This is a genomic window from Paenibacillus sp. 01T424 (assembly GCF_056398745.1).
In genome coordinates this window covers 25,262-42,569 of sequence record NZ_JBFTPZ010000030.1, presented here as the reverse complement: position 1 = coordinate 42,569, position 17,308 = coordinate 25,262, and the positions used below count along the sequence as shown (strand labels likewise).

Here is a 17,308-nt window from a genome sequence, read left to right as displayed (position 1 = left end):
CAATCCTTTTTTCATTTTGAAAAATTAAATCAATTCTGATTTTTGTAAAAGCCGTTGAATGAGCGCTGCAACTTCCGCTCGAGTCAGGTTTGCTTTTGGCGCCAGCTGATGATCTGTTTTTCCGTTAATAAGACCACTTTGCAAACAATCCGCGATACCGCTTATAGCCCACTCTGCAAACATTGCTCTGTCCGCAAATCCTTGCAGCAGCGTATCGGTATTTGTATCCACTAGTTTGTCCTTTAATCCCGTAAACTTCATGGCTTTGGCTGTGATCGCCATTGCCTGTTCACGTGTCATGCTGATGCTTGGACGGAATGTCCCATCCTCGAATCCTTCAATCAGGCCATAAGCATATGCCGTTTGGATTGCCTCCGCATACCAAGCCGAGCTATTCACATCTGCGAATATTTGCGCTGCCTTGACAGTTTTCAGGCCGAGCGCCCGAACGAGCAAAGCCGCAAATTCAGCTCGCGTAACCTCTTGGTTAGGCAGATACTTATTTTTGTCCACACCTTTTACGATGAGTCGTCCACTTAGATCATTTACGGCGGATGCTGACCAGTGTCCCTCTATATCCACGAATACGGTATCATAATGGACAAGCGCATACACGCTGTTTGTCAAACTGCTAATTACTGCTATATAGTTGCCATTCTTATGAACAATTTTGGTCGGTACATGGCGAACTGATCCGTCTGGGTCAATGACAACAGCTGTCGTCATTTGAGTTTGATCCACATCGTCAGGAAGTATCAACGCCCTTTCTACATAGGCGTCGAAGCTGTCGATATTTACTTTGGTTCCTCCATAATTGGCGGTAACCGTAAAATCAAATGCCGCATCAACTAATGAAAACTTGCCGATTATAGCAGCTTCGTCTAGCAACTTTTGAACCGCTGCTTCCGGCTTGCTGATTTCGATATTAATCTCAATGGCTGACAGCTCTGCAGAAGTGTTAAATTGCACCATCAATGCTTTTAAATTAATATGCTGCGCAGGCAGCGTATAGATTGTTGCAGCGGTTTGCAGCATAATTACCGCATTTTTCTGCTGAAGATTATCCAGTATTTCCGCAGTCAGCCCAGCTAGGAAACGATCAGGCTGTGTTCTCGTCTGTATCGCAATGACCGAATGCTCTTGCTCACTGGCCAGCTTATTCGCGAGTTTAACAGGATCAAGCTTGAACTGAGTAACCGATTGTCCATTTATTGTTGAAGTCTCTGCGGTTCCAAGCTGCTCTTCCTTGCCGTTGATCAACACAGCAAACTCTGCATTAGTAGGCTTCCCAGGCTGCGGAGGATTAATAGGCGAGACAGGTCCTGATTCTCCTATTGGAACTGCGCTTATTTCATTAGAAGCTGTGCTTTCTCCTGACCCATTGTAAGCCTTGATAACAAAATAATACGTAAGAACATTGTTCAAGCCTTTTGCTAAATAGTTATAAACAGAGCCTGTTACGGTTGCTGCCTCTTCCGAATAAACGCCTGACGTCGTGCTGACAAAGATTTTGTAGCCATCTGCATGATCCACGGCGTTCCAGCTTAAGCTCGTTTCCCCATTGCCCGCCTCTGCCTCATATAGTACTGGCGGCAAAAGCGACTCCCCTGGTTCAGTTGGATCAGTTGGATCTATTGGATCAGTTGGTTCCATCACCGTCACAACTGCTGATGTACTTAAGTCGCCGTTTTGTGTTTTCGCCGTAATGTTGACCGTCCCAATCCCTATGGCGGTAACAAGCCCAGTCTGGCTTACCGTTGCAACATTGCTGTTGCTTGTTGTCCACGTTATATTTTTGTTCGTCGTTTGCTCTGGCATAAGCGCTGCGCTTAGCTGCTCCGTTTTGCCATTCACCAGCGTAAATACTGATTGATTCAAAGTAATGCTGTCCGCAAACACTTCGGGTCCATATACCTCAAGCTCCCAAAGGGAATAACCATACATTGTCGATCTTACCGTACCGTACATCCGCATGTAGCGGGCGTTGACTTCATTAAACGAAACCGTCTCGATGCCGCCCTTCCCAGTCGTCGTACTGTACACCGTCTGCCAGCCTGCTTCGCTGCTTATATCATTGGCAACTTGGATCTGATAGCTTTTGCCATAGGCACTCTCCCAGTACAGCTTCACTTGATCAATTGTCTTGCTCTCCCCGAGATCAATATAAATCCAGCTCGGATCGATGCCTCGCTTGGAGCCAAAGCGGGTCGCGAGATTTCCGTCATTAACATATCGCGACGTATCCTCGACGCCGTCATTCGATGAGCCGACCGCGGGCTTCCTTAGCGCCAGATTCGTCCGCGTCCTAGGCTCCGGATTTTGCACGGGCTTGATCGTTACACCGCTATAATGCTCCTTGCTCAGAAAGTTCATCTCATGGAGATTTTTTGCAGGCTCGCTTTTGCCAGGCATATACACGTTTTCGAACGTAATATTTGTAATCTCCGCTCCTTCCATCCCCTTCAGCTTGGAGAAGCCTTCGCCAATGTCTCGTACTTTAATGTTTTTTACGGTTACGCCTGTGATCGGTCCGACACCTGCATTGCCGCCGTTTACTGTAAACATTGTCATCCAAGCGCTGTTGTCTTCGTTGCTGCCGCTGATATCTTCTACATCCATATTCTCGAAGGTAATGCCACTTACCTTACCCGATCCATATTTATGATGAATGGCAAAACCAACCGCTGCCTTATACACGACACCGTCCTTGAACGTAATATTTTGTTGGTCCTGCATAACGCCTTGCCCCATTTTGAAGCCATAACATAAAGTCCAAGAAATCGCGTCTTCGAAGAGCACGTTTTGCACCGGCTCCGGACTTCCTGGCCACGGTACCTTCCCGGATGCGATATCCGTATCCTCTCGCCATGCTTTGGTGGAATACGGATCATCCAGCGCTATGCCAATCGAATTTCTAACGACTACGTTTTGCGACTCGCAAATGTCGATGCCGTCATTTTCGCCCATGCCCAGGCTGTTGAACATTTTCAAATTCGTAAATGCTAAATCATTGGATCTTGTCGGTACGATCGCCCAGCCAGCCGATTCCCGAACCATGATGCCATCCATCTTAAAATTTGATGTAGCGATAGGCACGATCAGATTGTTGATCATACCTTTGCCGTTCGTACTTTTATCATCATGCAGCGCTTGTCCGTTGCCATCGATTGTGCCGCGCCCGTAAATTTTAATATTCGTCGAATGAAAGGCTGTAGAAATCCACCATGTGGCGGGCCTACCCATCGAATCCTTAAACCAATGCTCGGTATAATCTGCCGTCTTTCCCGTAGCAACAAATGTTGCTCCAGGTTGCATGTAAAGCGCCGTGTTGCTCTTCAACACGACATTTCCGATGTAATACGTACCGCGTGGAACATAAACGATGCCTTGCTTCCCATTCCCCAGCGCTGTTCCATAGCTGCTCGCATCATTAATGGCTTGCTGCAAGGCAGCTGTTCTCGCTGCTACTCCCGTTTTCTCCCCCGTTGTCGTCACCAGATAAGGCGCTGCGGTCACATTATAGATCCCCTCGCCGGTTGCATTCGGAATATCCGTCTCCGCCGGATCAGCCGCGATAACCAATCGGGTAGCCCGGTTGTTCATCATGATGATCAAATACTCATCCTTCTGCGTCGTAAACGTGATCGTTCTGCCAACCACCGAATCAGCTTGAATACCGAGTTTCTTCGGACTGATCGAATATTCATGCACCTTATCCGTATTCAAGATAGTTAGTTCATACGTTACTGGTCCGCCTCCCATCGAGAAGCTCGCATAATCGTAGTCGTTGAAGCCCTTAACCACCGGGATTTCTACTCCATTAGCCTTAAGGCTATAATTCGTTGAAACCGCATATTTCGCTGAAGGCTGATACGAATAAATCATAGCTGGACCCACTCCTGCTCCCCCTACTCCTTCTGATTCTGATTCTGCCTTCACTCTTGGCGCTGAAACAAATACCGATGATGCCAAAATCGCAAACGCTAACGCAAAACAAAACCATTTTCGAGTCGTGAATATCATTTCCTTACCCCTTCTTTATTTTTGAAAACCCTTACATTTATAAGTATAGGGGGAATGTACGAACCCTCTAATGCGGTAAATCCCACATTATGGACAGCAATCTTGAGCAATTTACTAAAAAAAGAATGGATTAGTCCAGTGGTCGTTATTGAATAAAGGCTTATAAAAAGCAAAAAACCCCTTAACGGGGGCAGGAGTACATACACACTTTTTATTTGGTTCAACCATCAACCATCTCTTATTTAACGGTGATGACATATGGCACCGTCAGCACCTCGCCTTTAAATTGAAATTGCCCCCATAACTTGTAGATGCCTTTCTCAGGAAATACCGTGTGAAACATGACGTTTGCACCAGCACTCATCGCTTCCATTGCATGTGCATGCACGAATTGGTCAACTGTGCTGTTCTAAATAACACAATGGCCGGAAGTGCCGAGAAATGGCTCTATTTGCTTTATCGGCTTTCCCGTCTCATTATCAATAAATCGGAATAGCAACATAACCATCTGTCCCGCTTCTATTTCACCAATCCCGGGACTTGCCGATAATGAAACTTCTAAGCCGCTTACACTTTTTATCCATGTGGTGTCAGGAACTATTGTTTCGTTAGATAATGGCTCGCCAGAAACCTGTATCCACTGCTTATGAATGACAACATTTTGTTTATAAGGCTTGAATTCAGTCGTTACATAAAACGAGCCTGCAAATAGTAAATTAAGCTTTGTCCGAAAAACATTGTCTTTCACATAATCGGGATGCACATGCTGAAACGATGATAAATCTTTACTAACGACGATCAGATGCATGAGCTTGGTCATATCTTCTGTAAATTTCGTTACAGGCTGCCCATCCGCGGTGGTGACTTCCAATTGTAATTCCAATTCTCCTACTTCTACTGGATTGCCATTTATTTCGCTTACTTTTACAAGATAACCTGAAGCTTCGGGTGACGGCATTTGTTCATTCTGAAGAGCAGCCAGCAATCCGCGCGTAGGCGGTTCTATATCGACGTTCGTGAGGTTCGTAAAGATATCCGAAGCACAGCCAGTTGCAGCTAACAGGATAATGAACAAAGTTATAAGCAACAAACTAATGGACTTTAATCGTACGCTCATTGACTTACACGCTCAGGCGATTGGGCTAAAAGGCTAAGGCCTAGCGACAGCAGCGAAGCTTGTACGATTGAGCCTACCCACAGTTCGGGTTCCCAGCCAATCCCGCTCGTCGCAGCCATCCAGCCGAAGTAACTGCCCCAAAGCACAATAGGCGTAATGATGGCAATCAGCCTGCTGCTTCGCCTGCGATTCAGATCAGAGCGTCTAAAATGCAGCAATAAGTCACCGCTGAGTCCTGCAACAAACGATATGATCAAACTATGTATTTGGGTAAAACCATCGATTACACCCATTAGTGCGCTAACAAGTAAGAATACAAAAGTAATCGCACCAAAAGGAGGCTTCCAGCGCTTTAGCATAAATAAAATTGGAAACATAAATACGATCGTATTAAGTAGGATAAACGTTAATCCTCGTACCTCGGCATCATCTACCATCCGGTGTGCAAATAAAGTGCTGGAATTGTTCATATACCAAGCAACTACTTTTGGCGCAGGCAAATTATACCGAAACATCCACACATACATGAGAAAAAAACTGACAGTACCTGCTGACAACGCCAAGGATAATAAGTATGGGAAAAAGCTTCTCCAACCTATCTGGTCGCCACTCAGCTCCCTCCAGCCTGCTCGAAGTGGACTTGATAAGATGAGAATGGCACCAAGCATTAAAGCTAAATGAGAAGGACTAAGCAGCGCTTCAAGATTCACTTCAATTCCAAAAATAATATGCCAAGCCATATCAGCTAAGCCGCCTGCAAGAAAGATGATGACGCCTAGCAAGCCAAGCTCATATCCACTAGGAATGGCTTGCTTCCACGAGCAGCCCATTCTTTTTTTCACATATACAATCATTCCAAGTATCCATGCTGCGCATGCAAGAAACCCACTATACAAAATCGCATGCCAAGGGGTGAAAAATGTTTCGACAACATCATGGTTATGGGCATAACCGTCTACGAATATACCGAGCACCAGCCATGTGCCAAGCAGCATCGTTACGAAGTGGCTTTTCGTAGAAATAGCGTATGGTTGCATTGAACACTCTCCCCAGTTATCAATGAATAAACTGCTCGGCTATGCTGGTTAATTCTGATTTGGTTATGTCTAGATCAGGGCTACCTATCGTGTATAGTATCGTTTCATCCGCTAGTGAATCCATCCAAAAGACAGATTGATACTGATCCGAATCACTGTACAGAAACGGCTGGGCTAGAGCATACGTAGCAGATTGTTGTCCAATAACGATTTGCTCTTGCGCCTTTAGATTTGAACGTAATTGCACATTGCTCTTATCCGTGAATACTTCCATGGTGATATGAATAATGTCAGTGGATTCGTTCTCATAAGTCGTCGTATAGATAGGATGATCCACGCTCTCTGCTACAGGTCTGGGCAGAGGCAGCCAGGTCTCCTCCGGTTTCTCTTTCTTCACACGTTTCTCAAGCTCATGAAGCGACTCCATGTCTGCAGCGGATAATGAACCGCCAAACGGCTGCTCCTTCTGACCTCCAATAAACGTCAATGTTTCTGTTAAGGAATCAGGCAATTGAAGATCTGGATTTGCTTCTGTCAATTGCATCTCCCAATCCTTCTCCACTTTCCACACGTATGGATTGGTGACGATTGTGAAAGGGATAGCATTAGTTTTCGGCAAAAGGCTTTTTAATTTTTGTGAATAGAATATCGCCTTCCCCTCGGTAGGAAGTGTTTGTTTAACCTCTTCGAGCGACTCTCGCATTTGCTGAGCCAACATCGCATCATACGTTCCTAATTGACCATTATGCAGCATGTAATCAATAATCTCGTCTTTAAAATGAAAAATATAGGGTGTAGAGAAACCCATGGAAGTAAGGAGCAATCCCGCTACGATAATTCTGAGCGTCCATGATTTTTTTACCGCGTGCAGCTTGGTCTGCTTTTGCAAGCTCTGCTTACGGTACAGCTGTTCGATTCGAGCATCAAGCTCCTCAGGGCGTTTGATTCTCGTTGCGGATTGTTTGTAGGCTTGTGTTAGCTCTTGTTCAATCGACATGATTAAACACCTCCTTGAAAAATTGAGAATGTGAGGTTCGATTTCGCAGTTTTTTCAAAGCCTCATGATGTCTGGATTTGGCTGTGCCTAGTGGGATTTGGAGAGTGCTGGCAATCTCTTCAAAGGAGCAATCCTGATAATAGCGAAGCACGATTATTTGTTTATGTTTGGCAGACAAGCTGTTTACGAGCTGAAGTACTTGGTGTTTTTCTTCCTCTTCGACCGCTAATTCATCTGGCCTCTTCCTTGGCTGTACGCCATACAATTGCTTATTGCGATTAATTAAACGTAAAAATCGCCAGCCTTTTCGATTATTATGATTAACCTGATTAATGATTAGGCCGTTAAGCCAGGCTCGAAATGGTCTATTGTAGTCGTAGGCAGGCAAAGCGGAGAGCATAGCGATGTAAATCTCACTAACGATATCATTGACTTCATTTTTGTTCGTGACCAAATAATAGACGGTACGATAGATATGATCAGCCGTTTTCTCATACACCAAGCGGAAAGCTTCCGGATCTTCATCCAGAAGCGAAGCTAATAAGGGTTGTATGTCCGAATCCTTCAATACGGAAACCTCCTCACGCTACACGAGTACTCATGTGCCAATTTCAATTATTATTTCGTTTCAAAAAGGGATAATTCACTCATCATGATGCCGGTTACCTTTTCTTGATCTACCATAAACTCGAGTACCCATTCCTTCTCTTTATCGATATAACTTAGTAGTTTTAAATCATCATGTTCTCTATTATAATAGGCATCCCCATACATGTCCTTAACAGATTGAATAGAATTTCCCAGTTTAGCCCCTTTATGGGTAGCTTCATCTGGAAGCAGATTATAGCTTGCGACCTTGCTGTCAGTTACCGTATATGTAGCGTTAAAATACTCCCATGACTGAACAGGCACATCATAATCATCTGCTTTTTTCATTTTAATATCGTATTTCTCTTTTGGCTGACCACGTTTATCCGTAAGTAATTGTACCGAATCCCCAGGCGTTATCCCGCCAGTATGCTCCTTGCTTAAATCCGTACTTTCGATATTAGTTAGAAAATCCTGAGGCACGCTTGGCTGTTCGGTGGAACAAGCAGCTAGCACCAAACATATCAATATGACTATTATCCCTTTTTTCATATAGCCCCTCCTCTATTTGCTTTCGCTATACATTGGTTTCGTATATGAATAAAGTTCAAAAAAGGTTTTAAGTTGAAATTATTTAAAATGTCAACTATAATATAGAATGCTTTTATTTGTTTACCGGAAAGGAAAGACTACGATGAGTGAAGCTAATCATTTTCGAGTTTTATTGTATTATAAATTTGTAGCTGTACCTGATGCTGAGCAGTTTGCTGCTGAACATCTTGCATATTGCAAGGAATTAAACGTAAAAGGCCGTATCTTAATTGCTGATGAAGGAATTAACGGAACGCTCTCAGGAACCATCGAGCAAACTGAACAATATATGGCGCATATGCGTGCGAATCCTTTATTTTCGGATATGGTTTTCAAAATCGACGAAACAGATAAACATGTTTTCAAGAAGATTTTTGTACGTTACAAGAAAGAGCTAGTGACGCTTCGTTATGATAAGCCTTTAGATCCGAATACATTAAGCGGCACTCGTCTATCACCTAAAGAATTTCATGAGTATTTGCAAAGAGAAGATGTTATCGTACTAGATGGCAGAAGCGATTATGAATACGATCTTGGTCATTTCCGCAACGCGATCAGACCCGATCTTGAAACATTCAAGGAGTTTCCTGAATGGCTTCGCGAGAATATGGCGGAATTCAAAGACAAGCCGATCATTACCTATTGCACAGGCGGCATTCGCTGCGAGAAGCTTACTGGCGTTATGCTTAGCGAAGGCTTTAACGACGTCTACCAGCTTGAGGGCGGTATTGTAACCTACGGCAAGGACGAGGAAGTACAAGGCAAACTGTTTGATGGCAAATGTTATGTATTCGATGAGAGAACATCCGTTGTCATTAATCAAACAGACGAAGCAGTTGTTGTAGGCAAATGCCACCACTGCYAGCAGCCTGCTGATACCTATATCAATTGTGCGGATGACTCCTGTCATTTGCAGCATATCGTATGTAAGGAATGTGAAGAAACGAAGCATGGTTTTTGCTCTACAGCGTGCGAAGAGCATGTTGTTAGCGTAAAATAATGAGCAAGCAGCTATAGATTTTGGTTATTTTGCTGGAACATGGTTAACCTAAGCTAGCCTCGGAGTTTTAGGCAATCACGCTAGTGGAGGTTATTGTGGATGGCTCACAACAAAAACAAATCAATTCCAAGCAAAAATCAAGCGTTTGAAGACAGCTCCAAGGAAGCGGAAAATAATTCAGCTTCGGCCAGAGCAGAGAATATCAATCAAAAAGGCCATGTTCCGAATAGCCCATCAACCGGCTAGACGAATAATCGTTTTGCAACAGAAAAAAGAGCTGCCCATGAGTGTTACTCACGGACAGCTCTTTTCTTATGTATTCCAAGGTTTATTTGGTGACAATGGCTTCCCAGCGATGCTGATATTTTAAAAGCCGTGGATGCAGCTGTGCAGGCTCTTCCGTCAACAAAAGCCTGATTTTCACGATCCATTCCTCGAATGATGAGAACGAAGCGAACATATTCGCCATTTCAGCCGTCATGAGTACAAATAGTGGTTTCGGATAGGTTTCGGCCAAATGTCTTAGAGCAAAATCGATTGGCGTATACTTCTTGCGTTTAATTTCAAAACGTTCAACAACGATGTTCGTCTCAGCTCGGTCCCGCTTCCATTCATGCAGTCGATCTTCCCGCTTATAAAATGGGCTGACGTTCTCTTTTGACATCCTCTTGATGCTCAGCTCATGCAGTGGATAGAGAACAAGCTTGCGAAAGGAACGCGCCTGCACCCAATCTGCGGCTAGATCAAGCTCTCGTTCCGTTGTATGCTCAAATGTATCATAGTATACAATCGTTCCTTTAAGCTCATCTACAGGCGGCTCATAGCCGAATGGCATTTTCTGCACGTTATCCACCATTTATTTGCAGCCTCCTATTATCTAAGTCGTCAAATGCTTAGGAGCCTAAAATAACATACTTGGTGGGAAATTGCCAAGTCAGAGCTTCCTGTAGTCACTTTTCATTATATTCTTCACTAAACTTGACCATTTGGAGTTGGCGGGACAATATTTTCGGGCAACCTTCTCAATGGTCGTTAGTCCCTTCCCTACATAATTTTTGGATAAGAGCTGTCCAAACTTTCGGACGCTGTCCCCTTTCGTTTCAAAGCTGAACGCTTTATTGTATTTATCGCCATCTATCGCATTGAGGCCAAATAAGTTGTTTTTACTCTTGGCCAGCCTGCTTTTGCCATTTCCACTCTCCAGCTTCATCACGGCTATTGTAAAATAAGCATTTATGCCGTATTCATCCTCCACTTCAAGGATAGCTTGTTCCAAATCATGCCCGGATAGTGCTGTTCCTTCGAATATTTTCTCAATATGCTCGATGGTAAGGCCAGAATCAGACTCTACAGCTGATGTTGGCTTCATAAGTTCTTCCTCTACTGCTTCTTCTAAAATTTCTATTTTATCTATACGTTGCTCCTCGCTTTTTGCCTTAAGTGCAGTGGCAGGCTGACGATTAACATCAGCAGCAAGGGATAATACGGAAACTTCACTTTTCACCTTTTTTGCATATCCGCCATGTACGTATCCACCATTTTGCAGCTTAAGCCAACCATTGTCTGTTTCTTCTGTAATTTCAAGCTTTGCTCCCTTTTCTACAACCTTTATAATATCCGAAGTGGCGCTCGGTTTTGTTCGAATGTTAAGGTAATACGCGGTAACCTCATATGTATTCATTAGTTTTTCAGCGATGGCTGGCGGTTGTTCAACTTCAAGAGTCGTTTCAAGCGGGATGGTTGGAGGTTGATCAGATGCGTTAACTGTAGCTGCGCTAATCTCGTTGAATATTACAGGTATAGGTGCTGGAGTGGGTGAAGCGATGACTTTTTTATTGTTCTCTAAGCTGTCAACAACAAGCGGTGATAGGGTAGTTAAGGAAAATGGATCTGCTGCAGACGTTTCTAAAGCTTGTGAATCCGGTTCGTTATTTAAAGGTTGGACGTACATGCCTAAAGTAATGACTAACGATAAAATGAGCAAGTAAACTAATAAATGCTGGTTCAACTTTTTTCGCATGATTATACCTCTCCCTTAAGTTAATGAAGTATACCTGTTACGATATAAGTTAGATGGCGAGAATAAGCAGGCATCAAGAAACAGTGGACGGTCTGTGAAGATTATATGTCGCTCATTCCTTCAAAAGACGAGTTTTTATGCTTCTTGTAAATTATGAGAAATTTTTTAGCATTTAGGGATCGAGGTTTAAAACACAAAAAAAGCGCTTCATCCCTAGAGGATAAGCACTTTTTTTTATCTATAAAAATCGCTAAAAAAATTTTTTTATTGCTCTAAATGTACGGCTTAAAATCTATATTTTCGTCATTTGCTTGCGCTTTATTTTTTAAATCCGGTTGCATGAGCAGCGATAATCGTATCCATCTGCTCGTTCCACTCATCATCTTCGGTGCATCGCTCAGGGTGAGCCTCAAACCATGCAACCGTCCGTTTAATCCCTTCCTCAAAGGAAAGATCCGCTGAAAAATCGGGAACTAAGCTTTTGATTTTGCGGTTATCAAATACGCTCGTGACAGATTTATCGCCGAGCAAGCCGCCCTCAAGATCAGGGTCATGCGAAATAAGAAACTCGGAAGAAATATGGACAAGCTTCGGCTCTACGCCAGCTGCTGAACCAATCGCTTCATAGATTTGATTCCACGTAAGGACTTCGTCTGAAGTTATATGATACGCCTCTCCGATCGCCTCAGCACGTCCAAGCAAGCCGACAAAACCTTTGGCAAAATCGGAATTATGTGTCATCGTCCACAAAGAAGACCCATCACCATGCACGATAACTGGCTGCCCCGCACGCATTCTTGCGATCAGAGACCATGGATGCTGCCAGCTGTTTAAGGCAGCGGGTATCATCGTATCGCCATAGGTAAATGACGGTCTTACGATAGTAACTGGAAAACCTGATGACGCCTGCTCATCGAGCAGCAGCTGTTCACATGCAATCTTGTCACGCGAGTATTGCCAATACTGATTTTCGAGCGGTGTTGCATCCTCTGTGATGATATAGTGCTTAGGCGGCTTCTGATAAGCAGAGGCTGAGCTTATAAATATGTATTGATTCGTTCGTCCACGGAACAACGCAATGTCCGTGCTGACATGCTCCGGCGTGAAGGCAATCCAATCGACTACCACATCAAACTGATAGCCTTCAAGTGCAGCAGCAGCCTGCTCGGGGTCGCGTATATCACCCTTGATGACCTTTGCCCCTTCTGGCACAAACTCGTCTCGCTTCCCTCTGTTAAAAAGATAGAGTTCAATTCCGCGTTCTAACGCGAGCTTAGAAACAGCTTCACTTATTAATCCGGTTCCACCAATAAACAATACCTTCATCGACAATCGCTCCTTTTTTGTATCTTGGCATTTGTTACGATTAAACGGGAGAGCTTACGGCTTAAACGATCTAAATCGTCAATTAATAGTACCATATACGTTACTCTTTTAATATTTGAAAATGCTATAATAAAACCAATTAATAGAAACAAGGAGCTGCTATACTTGAAACGATTAGCCCAAACCACACTCTATTCGGTTCTGCTCTCTTCGATGCTGCTCAGCGCATGCAGCAGCCAAACAAATTCAGCTGGATCAGCAACGAACGTACATGAAGCAAATGGCGGCAATCATGGTGATCATCAAACAGCATCTGGCGATTTGCAAGAGACGACAGCATCGCTTGATATTTTACCAGCTTTTCTAGATGGCGCCTCTGATAACCTGCGTATCGCCTATCAAACCGCTGCAACGGTTACGGATGTATTGCCCTATATCCCTTGTTACTGCGGGTGTGGCGAAAGCGCGGGACACCAAAGCAATCTCAATTGCTTTATCGCCGAAATAAAGGAAGACGGCTCTGTAGTCTGGGACGATCATGGCACTCGCTGCGGCGTATGCATTGAAATTGCTGTAACAACCGCAGCGATGAAGTCTTCAGGGATCGAAGTAGATCGGATTCGCCAAATTATCGACGAAACGTATAAAGAGGGTTATGCCAAGCCAACGAAGACAAAGCTTCCCTCTGCTTCCTAGTTTGTTCATCAATGATTTAAACAAATGACAGTCCAGAACAGGAGAAATCGTTCTAGACTGTCATTTTTTTTCGGAAGCTCCCAAGTCTATCAATCTACCTACTCTTCTAAAACATTATAAACCGTAGCAAATGATTGATCTGTTTTCATAATGGTATATCGGGAATGATCGCGATCAATCATGCTGCTGCTAACCGAGAAGTCAGCTATTGCTCGGTCTAGAGTAGTATCAAACACCACTTTATCCTTTTTCACAAAAACCAGTTTATGTACCGACTCATCCAGCAAAGGATATTGTCCGCTTATCTTTCTATCTATCCAATATCCGGCGTAGGAGGCTTCATTGGTCCATTCTCGTCCGACTGTTCTCTCCATCTCTTCTCTTGAGCGATAAGCTTCAAAAACAAACATTTTATCCCAATCAAATGGCGCGACTTCCTTCATATCAAATGTGGTTCCCTTATGTACAGCTGCCTTAAGCTGCTCGGTGAATAAGGCTTCATAATCGTTATTGACTCTAGTCATGCGATAGTTCGAGTAGCTCAAAATAAACGGAACAAAAATAATCATTAGAAGCGTGATGAAAATGAATTTTTTTATTTTGCGCATGGCTTTCCCTTCCATTTGGATTCCTATTCTCCCTTAATAACGAATGCAGTCATAGGGTTGTTGCAGTATTGGCGGATTATGCAAGAAATCAAACAAAATCATAAATTTACAGCATCGCTATGCTTGAACCAAAGTAACTAAAATAAGGCTATATACATCATTTTATGTCTGTTCCTTGGAGGGGATCTATGCGATTGCCAAATAAGGTTGTATTTATTACGGATTCAGACAGTGACAGCGGGAAAGCGATCATTCGACGTTTAAAGGAAAGCGGAGCGCATTTTATTTTGAATAGTCATTCAGGAGGCTCTGCGATTGGGTCAGAATTAAAGCTAGTACAGGACGCAGGCTTGCAGGCGGTCGTAGTCACCATTGACCTTTGTAAAACTGCTGAAGTCACGGATATGCTTCTATTCACGGAGCAGCAGCTTGGTACGGTTGATATTCTCGTTCACAACAATAATGAGATTTCTCCAAGCACAATTGAAGATGGAGATGAAGCGCTTTTTCAGCAAAGCATCGCAGTAAACGCCAAATCGGCATTTATTTGTACGCAGGCTGTGGGCAAACAGATGATGATGAAGCAAGCGGGGAAAATCATTTATGTCTCTTCCATTCATGCCGAGAAGCCGACTGGTTCAGCGTTTACCTACAGTATTGCAAAAGGTGCAGTTAAAATGCTGTCCAAAGAAGCAGCTCTTGTGTTAGGGCGATATGGGATCAGTGTCAATACCATTGAAGTGGGTTCTGTTGCTGGCGACGATGAGTTGTTTCACAGTCATCTATCCACCTTGTACAACGATTACGAATATAAGGTGCCTAATGCTGTTTTGTGCAGCAATGAAGATATCGCCGAGCTTGTGAATTTTCTCTCTTCCGATGAGGCGAGACTCATTAATGGTGCAGATATAAGGCTGGATGGCGGTTTTTTGCTTCATTATATGAATTTCAAAATGAAAAAACCGTAATCGCCGGTATGGAGGTGAATAATGAGTATCGTTGGCAAAATCGCTTTAGTTACCGGCGCAGGAACAGGAATTGGCAAAGGCGTTGCAATCGAGCTTGCACGACGAGGGGTTATGGTTGCCATTCATTATAATCAGAGCGATGCCGGTGCGCTTCATACCAAACAGATGATTGATGATTTCGGTGGAAGCTCGATGATCGTGCAAGCGAATATTTCGCAAAAAGATGAAATCGAACGGATGGTCTCCACCACTGCAGAGCATTATGGCGGCATTGACATTTTGGTTAATAATGCGGCATTGCAGCTGAATTATGGATTTTTTGAGCATGATGAAGCCTCTTTCGATCGCATGATGAACATTAATTTAAAAGGCTACTGGCAATGCATACAAGCCGTCGTTCCCTATATGAAGGAAAAGCAGTCTGGACGCATCATTAATATGTCTTCTGTTCATAGCAAGCGCCCCACCGATTTCGATGCCGTATATTCCATGACCAAGGGCGGTATTCGCATGTTAGGCAGAGAAAGCGCAATTGAGCTTGCAAAGTATGGGATTACCGTTAATACGATTGAGCCAGGAGCCGTTGATGTCGGCAAGCAAAGTGCCCGAGAATCGAAGCCAATCATGTCCGCCGAGGACGTCGCAAAGCATAAAAAAATGACCCGCTCTATACATGATAAATTCCCGCTTGGCCGTGTTGGCCGTCCACTCGACGTAGCTCAGCTCGTATGCTTCATCGCATCCAATGAAAGCGAATTCATGACCGGTTCAGCCATTCGACTTGATGGCGGCAGCATGCTGCTCTAGCCTAGCTCGATGAATGAGTTCAACCCTATTCAATACCTAACTTATAAACAAGGAGTGACCTTTCGTGTCCAACAATCCTTCTTATGAAGAAACGTTAGCCCATGTGAGCAAGCATGCAAGTCCTTCCGCACTGCGGATTACGGATATTCGCTTCACCGATATTGTAGGCGGGCCGTTTCATAGCAGCTTGATTAAAGTGTATACGAATCAAGGCTTAATCGGATTTGGTGAAGTGCGTGACGGTGCTGATAAAGTTTATGCGCAAATGCTGAAAGGTCGGTTGTTAGGCGAAAATCCATGCAATATTGATAAGCTGTTTCGCCGCATTAAGCAGTTTGGCGGTCATGCTCGTCAAGGCGGTGGTGTGAGCGGGCTCGAAATCGCTTTATGGGATTTGGCCGGCAAAGCATATGGCGTACCGATCTATCAAATGCTCGGCGGCAAGTTTCGTGACAAAATTCGAATGTACTGCGATACCGAGGTCGTCGGCAAGGATACAGGCACCGCCATGGGGCTCGCGCTTCAGAAGCGTATGGAGGAAGGTTTCACTTTCCTAAAGATGGATCTAGGCATCGGTCAAATTATTAATGAGCCAGGTACTTTAAGTGCTCCGATAGGCTTCATTGATGAGATGCGAAATGCTTCCAAAAACCGTTACAGTGCAAACCATGACACCTTAACCGAAGAAGAAATTCGTGATATCCGGAATCAACATTATGATATTCACAACATCCCCCATCCTTTCACGGCGATTCATGTAACGGATAAAGGGCTTGATATGCTGGAGCAATATGTGGCGGATGTACGCGCTGTAATTGGTTATGAGGTTCCGCTTGCTGTTGATCACTTTGGACATATTGGTCTTGAAGATTGTATTAAGCTTGGCCGCCGCGTCGATAAATTCAATTTGGCTTGGATGGAGGATATGCTTCCATGGCAGTATACCGAGCAGTATGCGAAGCTCGCCCGAGCTGTTGCAACGCCAATATGTACAGGTGAGGATATTTATTTGAAAGAAAATTTCAAACCGCTGCTCCAAGCTGGCGGAGTGTCGGTCATACATCCAGACGTTCTGACGACTGGCGGCATTTTGGAAACGAAAAAAATTGGTGATATGGCACAGGAATACGGTGTGGCCATGGCGATCCATATGGCTGAGAGCCCTATCGCCTGTCTCGCAGCAGCTCATGTAGCAGCAGCGACAGAGAACTTTATGGCACTAGAGTATCATTCCTGTGAAGTGTCATGGTGGGATGATATTATCATTAGCAGCAAGCTTCCGAACAAGCTTGTTCAGAATGGCTTCATTCATTTGACAGATGCGCCTGGTCTGGGCATTGACGACTTGAACGATGAGGTACTAGCAAAGCATCTGCATCCAAAAATCCCAGGGCTGTGGGAGCATACGGACAACTGGAATCATTACCATTCCAATGATCGGCTTTGGAGCTAATTCGTTAATACTGTGGGGATCAAAACGGGACGCTTAATAGCGTTCCGTTTTTTCATGTTTTGAAGTAACGATAGCGC

Annotated in this window: 17 protein-coding genes; 6 read left to right on the top strand and 11 right to left on the bottom strand. The window is 44.1% G+C overall.

The window, feature by feature from the left end; translation table 11 throughout:
- Window positions 1-24 precede the first annotated feature (24 nt).
- From AC1DPK_RS21960 to AC1DPK_RS21930, 7 genes are all read right to left on the bottom strand, one after another.
- Window positions 25-4,023 (bottom strand): S-layer homology domain-containing protein, encoded by a 3,999-nt coding sequence (locus tag AC1DPK_RS21960; RefSeq protein ID WP_477511632.1) that lies wholly within the window; start codon window positions 4,021-4,023, stop codon window positions 25-27.
- 238 nt (window positions 4,024-4,261) lie between these two features.
- Entirely contained in the window at window positions 4,262-4,396 is a 135-nt protein-coding gene (locus AC1DPK_RS21955; RefSeq protein ID WP_477511631.1) for a hypothetical protein, read from the bottom strand.
- A 36-nt stretch (window positions 4,397-4,432) separates the two neighbouring features.
- Window positions 4,433-5,140, bottom strand: a complete 708-nt coding sequence (locus AC1DPK_RS21950; protein ID WP_477511630.1) for a hypothetical protein — start codon at window positions 5,138-5,140, stop codon at window positions 4,433-4,435.
- On the bottom strand, window positions 5,137-6,177 hold the full coding sequence (locus AC1DPK_RS21945; RefSeq protein WP_477511629.1) for a hypothetical protein: 1,041 nt from the start codon (window positions 6,175-6,177) through the stop codon (window positions 5,137-5,139). Before AC1DPK_RS21945 ends, AC1DPK_RS21950 begins: the two co-directional genes overlap by 4 nt.
- Window positions 6,178-6,196: 19 nt before the next feature.
- Window positions 6,197-7,174, bottom strand: coding sequence for a hypothetical protein (locus AC1DPK_RS21940; protein ID WP_477511628.1), 978 nt, complete (start codon window positions 7,172-7,174; stop codon window positions 6,197-6,199).
- A complete protein-coding gene (locus AC1DPK_RS21935) occupies window positions 7,164-7,742 on the bottom strand; it encodes a sigma-70 family RNA polymerase sigma factor (RefSeq protein ID WP_477511627.1) in 579 nt (192 codons plus the stop codon). Before AC1DPK_RS21935 ends, AC1DPK_RS21940 begins: the two co-directional genes overlap by 11 nt.
- Window positions 7,743-7,792: 50 nt before the next feature.
- The gene (locus AC1DPK_RS21930) at window positions 7,793-8,314 is read right to left on the bottom strand and encodes a hypothetical protein (protein WP_477511626.1); all 522 of its coding nucleotides are present in this window, start codon (window positions 8,312-8,314) and stop codon (window positions 7,793-7,795) included.
- Window positions 8,315-8,456: 142 nt separating this feature from the next.
- Between AC1DPK_RS21930 and trhO the strand changes: the two genes are divergently transcribed.
- Together trhO and AC1DPK_RS21920 are read left to right on the top strand one after the other, a co-directional pair.
- A complete protein-coding gene (trhO, locus tag AC1DPK_RS21925) occupies window positions 8,457-9,353 on the top strand; it encodes an oxygen-dependent tRNA uridine(34) hydroxylase TrhO (RefSeq protein ID WP_477511625.1) in 897 nt (298 codons plus the stop codon).
- Between the two features lie 99 nt (window positions 9,354-9,452).
- The gene (locus AC1DPK_RS21920) at window positions 9,453-9,599 is read left to right on the top strand and encodes a hypothetical protein (RefSeq protein ID WP_179089728.1); all 147 of its coding nucleotides are present in this window, start codon (window positions 9,453-9,455) and stop codon (window positions 9,597-9,599) included.
- An 82-nt stretch (window positions 9,600-9,681) separates the two neighbouring features.
- Here the strand turns inward: AC1DPK_RS21920 and AC1DPK_RS21915 are convergent, their stop codons facing one another.
- The 3 genes from AC1DPK_RS21915 to AC1DPK_RS21905 all read right to left on the bottom strand — a co-directional run bounded on the left by AC1DPK_RS21915 (window position 9,682) and on the right by AC1DPK_RS21905 (window position 12,699).
- Window positions 9,682-10,209 carry a hypothetical protein gene (locus tag AC1DPK_RS21915; RefSeq protein WP_477511624.1) on the bottom strand — a complete coding sequence of 176 codons (528 nt, stop codon included), beginning with the start codon at window positions 10,207-10,209 and terminating at the stop codon, window positions 9,682-9,684.
- Window positions 10,210-10,287: 78 nt separating this feature from the next.
- On the bottom strand, window positions 10,288-11,373 hold the full coding sequence (locus AC1DPK_RS21910) for an SH3 domain-containing protein (protein ID WP_441882222.1): 1,086 nt from the start codon (window positions 11,371-11,373) through the stop codon (window positions 10,288-10,290).
- Window positions 11,374-11,691: 318 nt separating this feature from the next.
- Window positions 11,692-12,699, bottom strand: coding sequence for an SDR family oxidoreductase (locus AC1DPK_RS21905; protein ID WP_441882225.1), 1,008 nt, complete (start codon window positions 12,697-12,699; stop codon window positions 11,692-11,694).
- Window positions 12,700-12,912: 213 nt separating this feature from the next.
- On the opposite strand from AC1DPK_RS21905, the gene AC1DPK_RS21900 reads away from it, so the two are divergent.
- On the top strand, window positions 12,913-13,395 hold the full coding sequence (locus AC1DPK_RS21900; protein WP_477511666.1) for a PCYCGC motif-containing (lipo)protein: 483 nt from the start codon (window positions 12,913-12,915) through the stop codon (window positions 13,393-13,395).
- A 98-nt stretch (window positions 13,396-13,493) separates the two neighbouring features.
- Here the strand turns inward: AC1DPK_RS21900 and AC1DPK_RS21895 are convergent, their stop codons facing one another.
- Window positions 13,494-14,003 carry a hypothetical protein gene (locus AC1DPK_RS21895; protein WP_477511623.1) on the bottom strand — a complete coding sequence of 170 codons (510 nt, stop codon included), beginning with the start codon at window positions 14,001-14,003 and terminating at the stop codon, window positions 13,494-13,496.
- A gap of 188 nt (window positions 14,004-14,191) precedes the next feature.
- Here AC1DPK_RS21895 and AC1DPK_RS21890 point away from each other — a divergent pair, with 188 nt between their 5' ends.
- From AC1DPK_RS21890 to AC1DPK_RS21880, 3 genes are all read left to right on the top strand, one after another.
- Entirely contained in the window at window positions 14,192-14,971 is a 780-nt protein-coding gene (locus AC1DPK_RS21890; protein ID WP_477511622.1) for an SDR family NAD(P)-dependent oxidoreductase, read from the top strand.
- A gap of 21 nt (window positions 14,972-14,992) precedes the next feature.
- Entirely contained in the window at window positions 14,993-15,778 is a 786-nt protein-coding gene (locus AC1DPK_RS21885; protein WP_477511621.1) for an SDR family NAD(P)-dependent oxidoreductase, read from the top strand.
- 64 nt (window positions 15,779-15,842) lie between these two features.
- On the top strand, window positions 15,843-17,231 hold the full coding sequence (locus AC1DPK_RS21880) for a mandelate racemase/muconate lactonizing enzyme family protein (protein WP_477511620.1): 1,389 nt from the start codon (window positions 15,843-15,845) through the stop codon (window positions 17,229-17,231).
- Window positions 17,232-17,308 lie beyond the last annotated feature (77 nt).

Bases quoted from the DNA above. Each gene is read 5' to 3' on its own strand.
- AC1DPK_RS21915 (WP_477511624.1), bottom strand. From the start codon at position 10,209: ATGGTGGATAACGTGCAGAAAATGCCATTCGGCTATGAGCCGCCTGTA.
- AC1DPK_RS21960 (WP_477511632.1), bottom strand. From the start codon at position 4,023: ATGATATTCACGACTCGAAAATGGTTTTGTTTTGCGTTAGCGTTTGCG.
- AC1DPK_RS21905 (WP_441882225.1), bottom strand. From the start codon at position 12,699: ATGAAGGTATTGTTTATTGGTGGAACCGGATTAATAAGTGAAGCTGTT.
- AC1DPK_RS21955 (WP_477511631.1), bottom strand. From the start codon at position 4,396: ATGGAAGCGATGAGTGCTGGTGCAAACGTCATGTTTCACACGGTATTT.
- AC1DPK_RS21920 (WP_179089728.1), top strand. From the start codon at position 9,453: ATGGCTCACAACAAAAACAAATCAATTCCAAGCAAAAATCAAGCGTTT.
- AC1DPK_RS21945 (WP_477511629.1), bottom strand. From the start codon at position 6,177: ATGCAACCATACGCTATTTCTACGAAAAGCCACTTCGTAACGATGCTG.
- AC1DPK_RS21900 (WP_477511666.1), top strand. From the start codon at position 12,913: ATGCTGCTCAGCGCATGCAGCAGCCAAACAAATTCAGCTGGATCAGCA.
- AC1DPK_RS21950 (WP_477511630.1), bottom strand. From the start codon at position 5,140: ATGAGCGTACGATTAAAGTCCATTAGTTTGTTGCTTATAACTTTGTTC.
- AC1DPK_RS21895 (WP_477511623.1), bottom strand. From the start codon at position 14,003: ATGCGCAAAATAAAAAAATTCATTTTCATCACGCTTCTAATGATTATT.
- AC1DPK_RS21930 (WP_477511626.1), bottom strand. From the start codon at position 8,314: ATGAAAAAAGGGATAATAGTCATATTGATATGTTTGGTGCTAGCTGCT.
- AC1DPK_RS21910 (WP_441882222.1), bottom strand. From the start codon at position 11,373: ATGCGAAAAAAGTTGAACCAGCATTTATTAGTTTACTTGCTCATTTTA.
- AC1DPK_RS21940 (WP_477511628.1), bottom strand. From the start codon at position 7,174: ATGTCGATTGAACAAGAGCTAACACAAGCCTACAAACAATCCGCAACG.
- AC1DPK_RS21890 (WP_477511622.1), top strand. From the start codon at position 14,192: ATGCGATTGCCAAATAAGGTTGTATTTATTACGGATTCAGACAGTGAC.
- AC1DPK_RS21885 (WP_477511621.1), top strand. From the start codon at position 14,993: ATGAGTATCGTTGGCAAAATCGCTTTAGTTACCGGCGCAGGAACAGGA.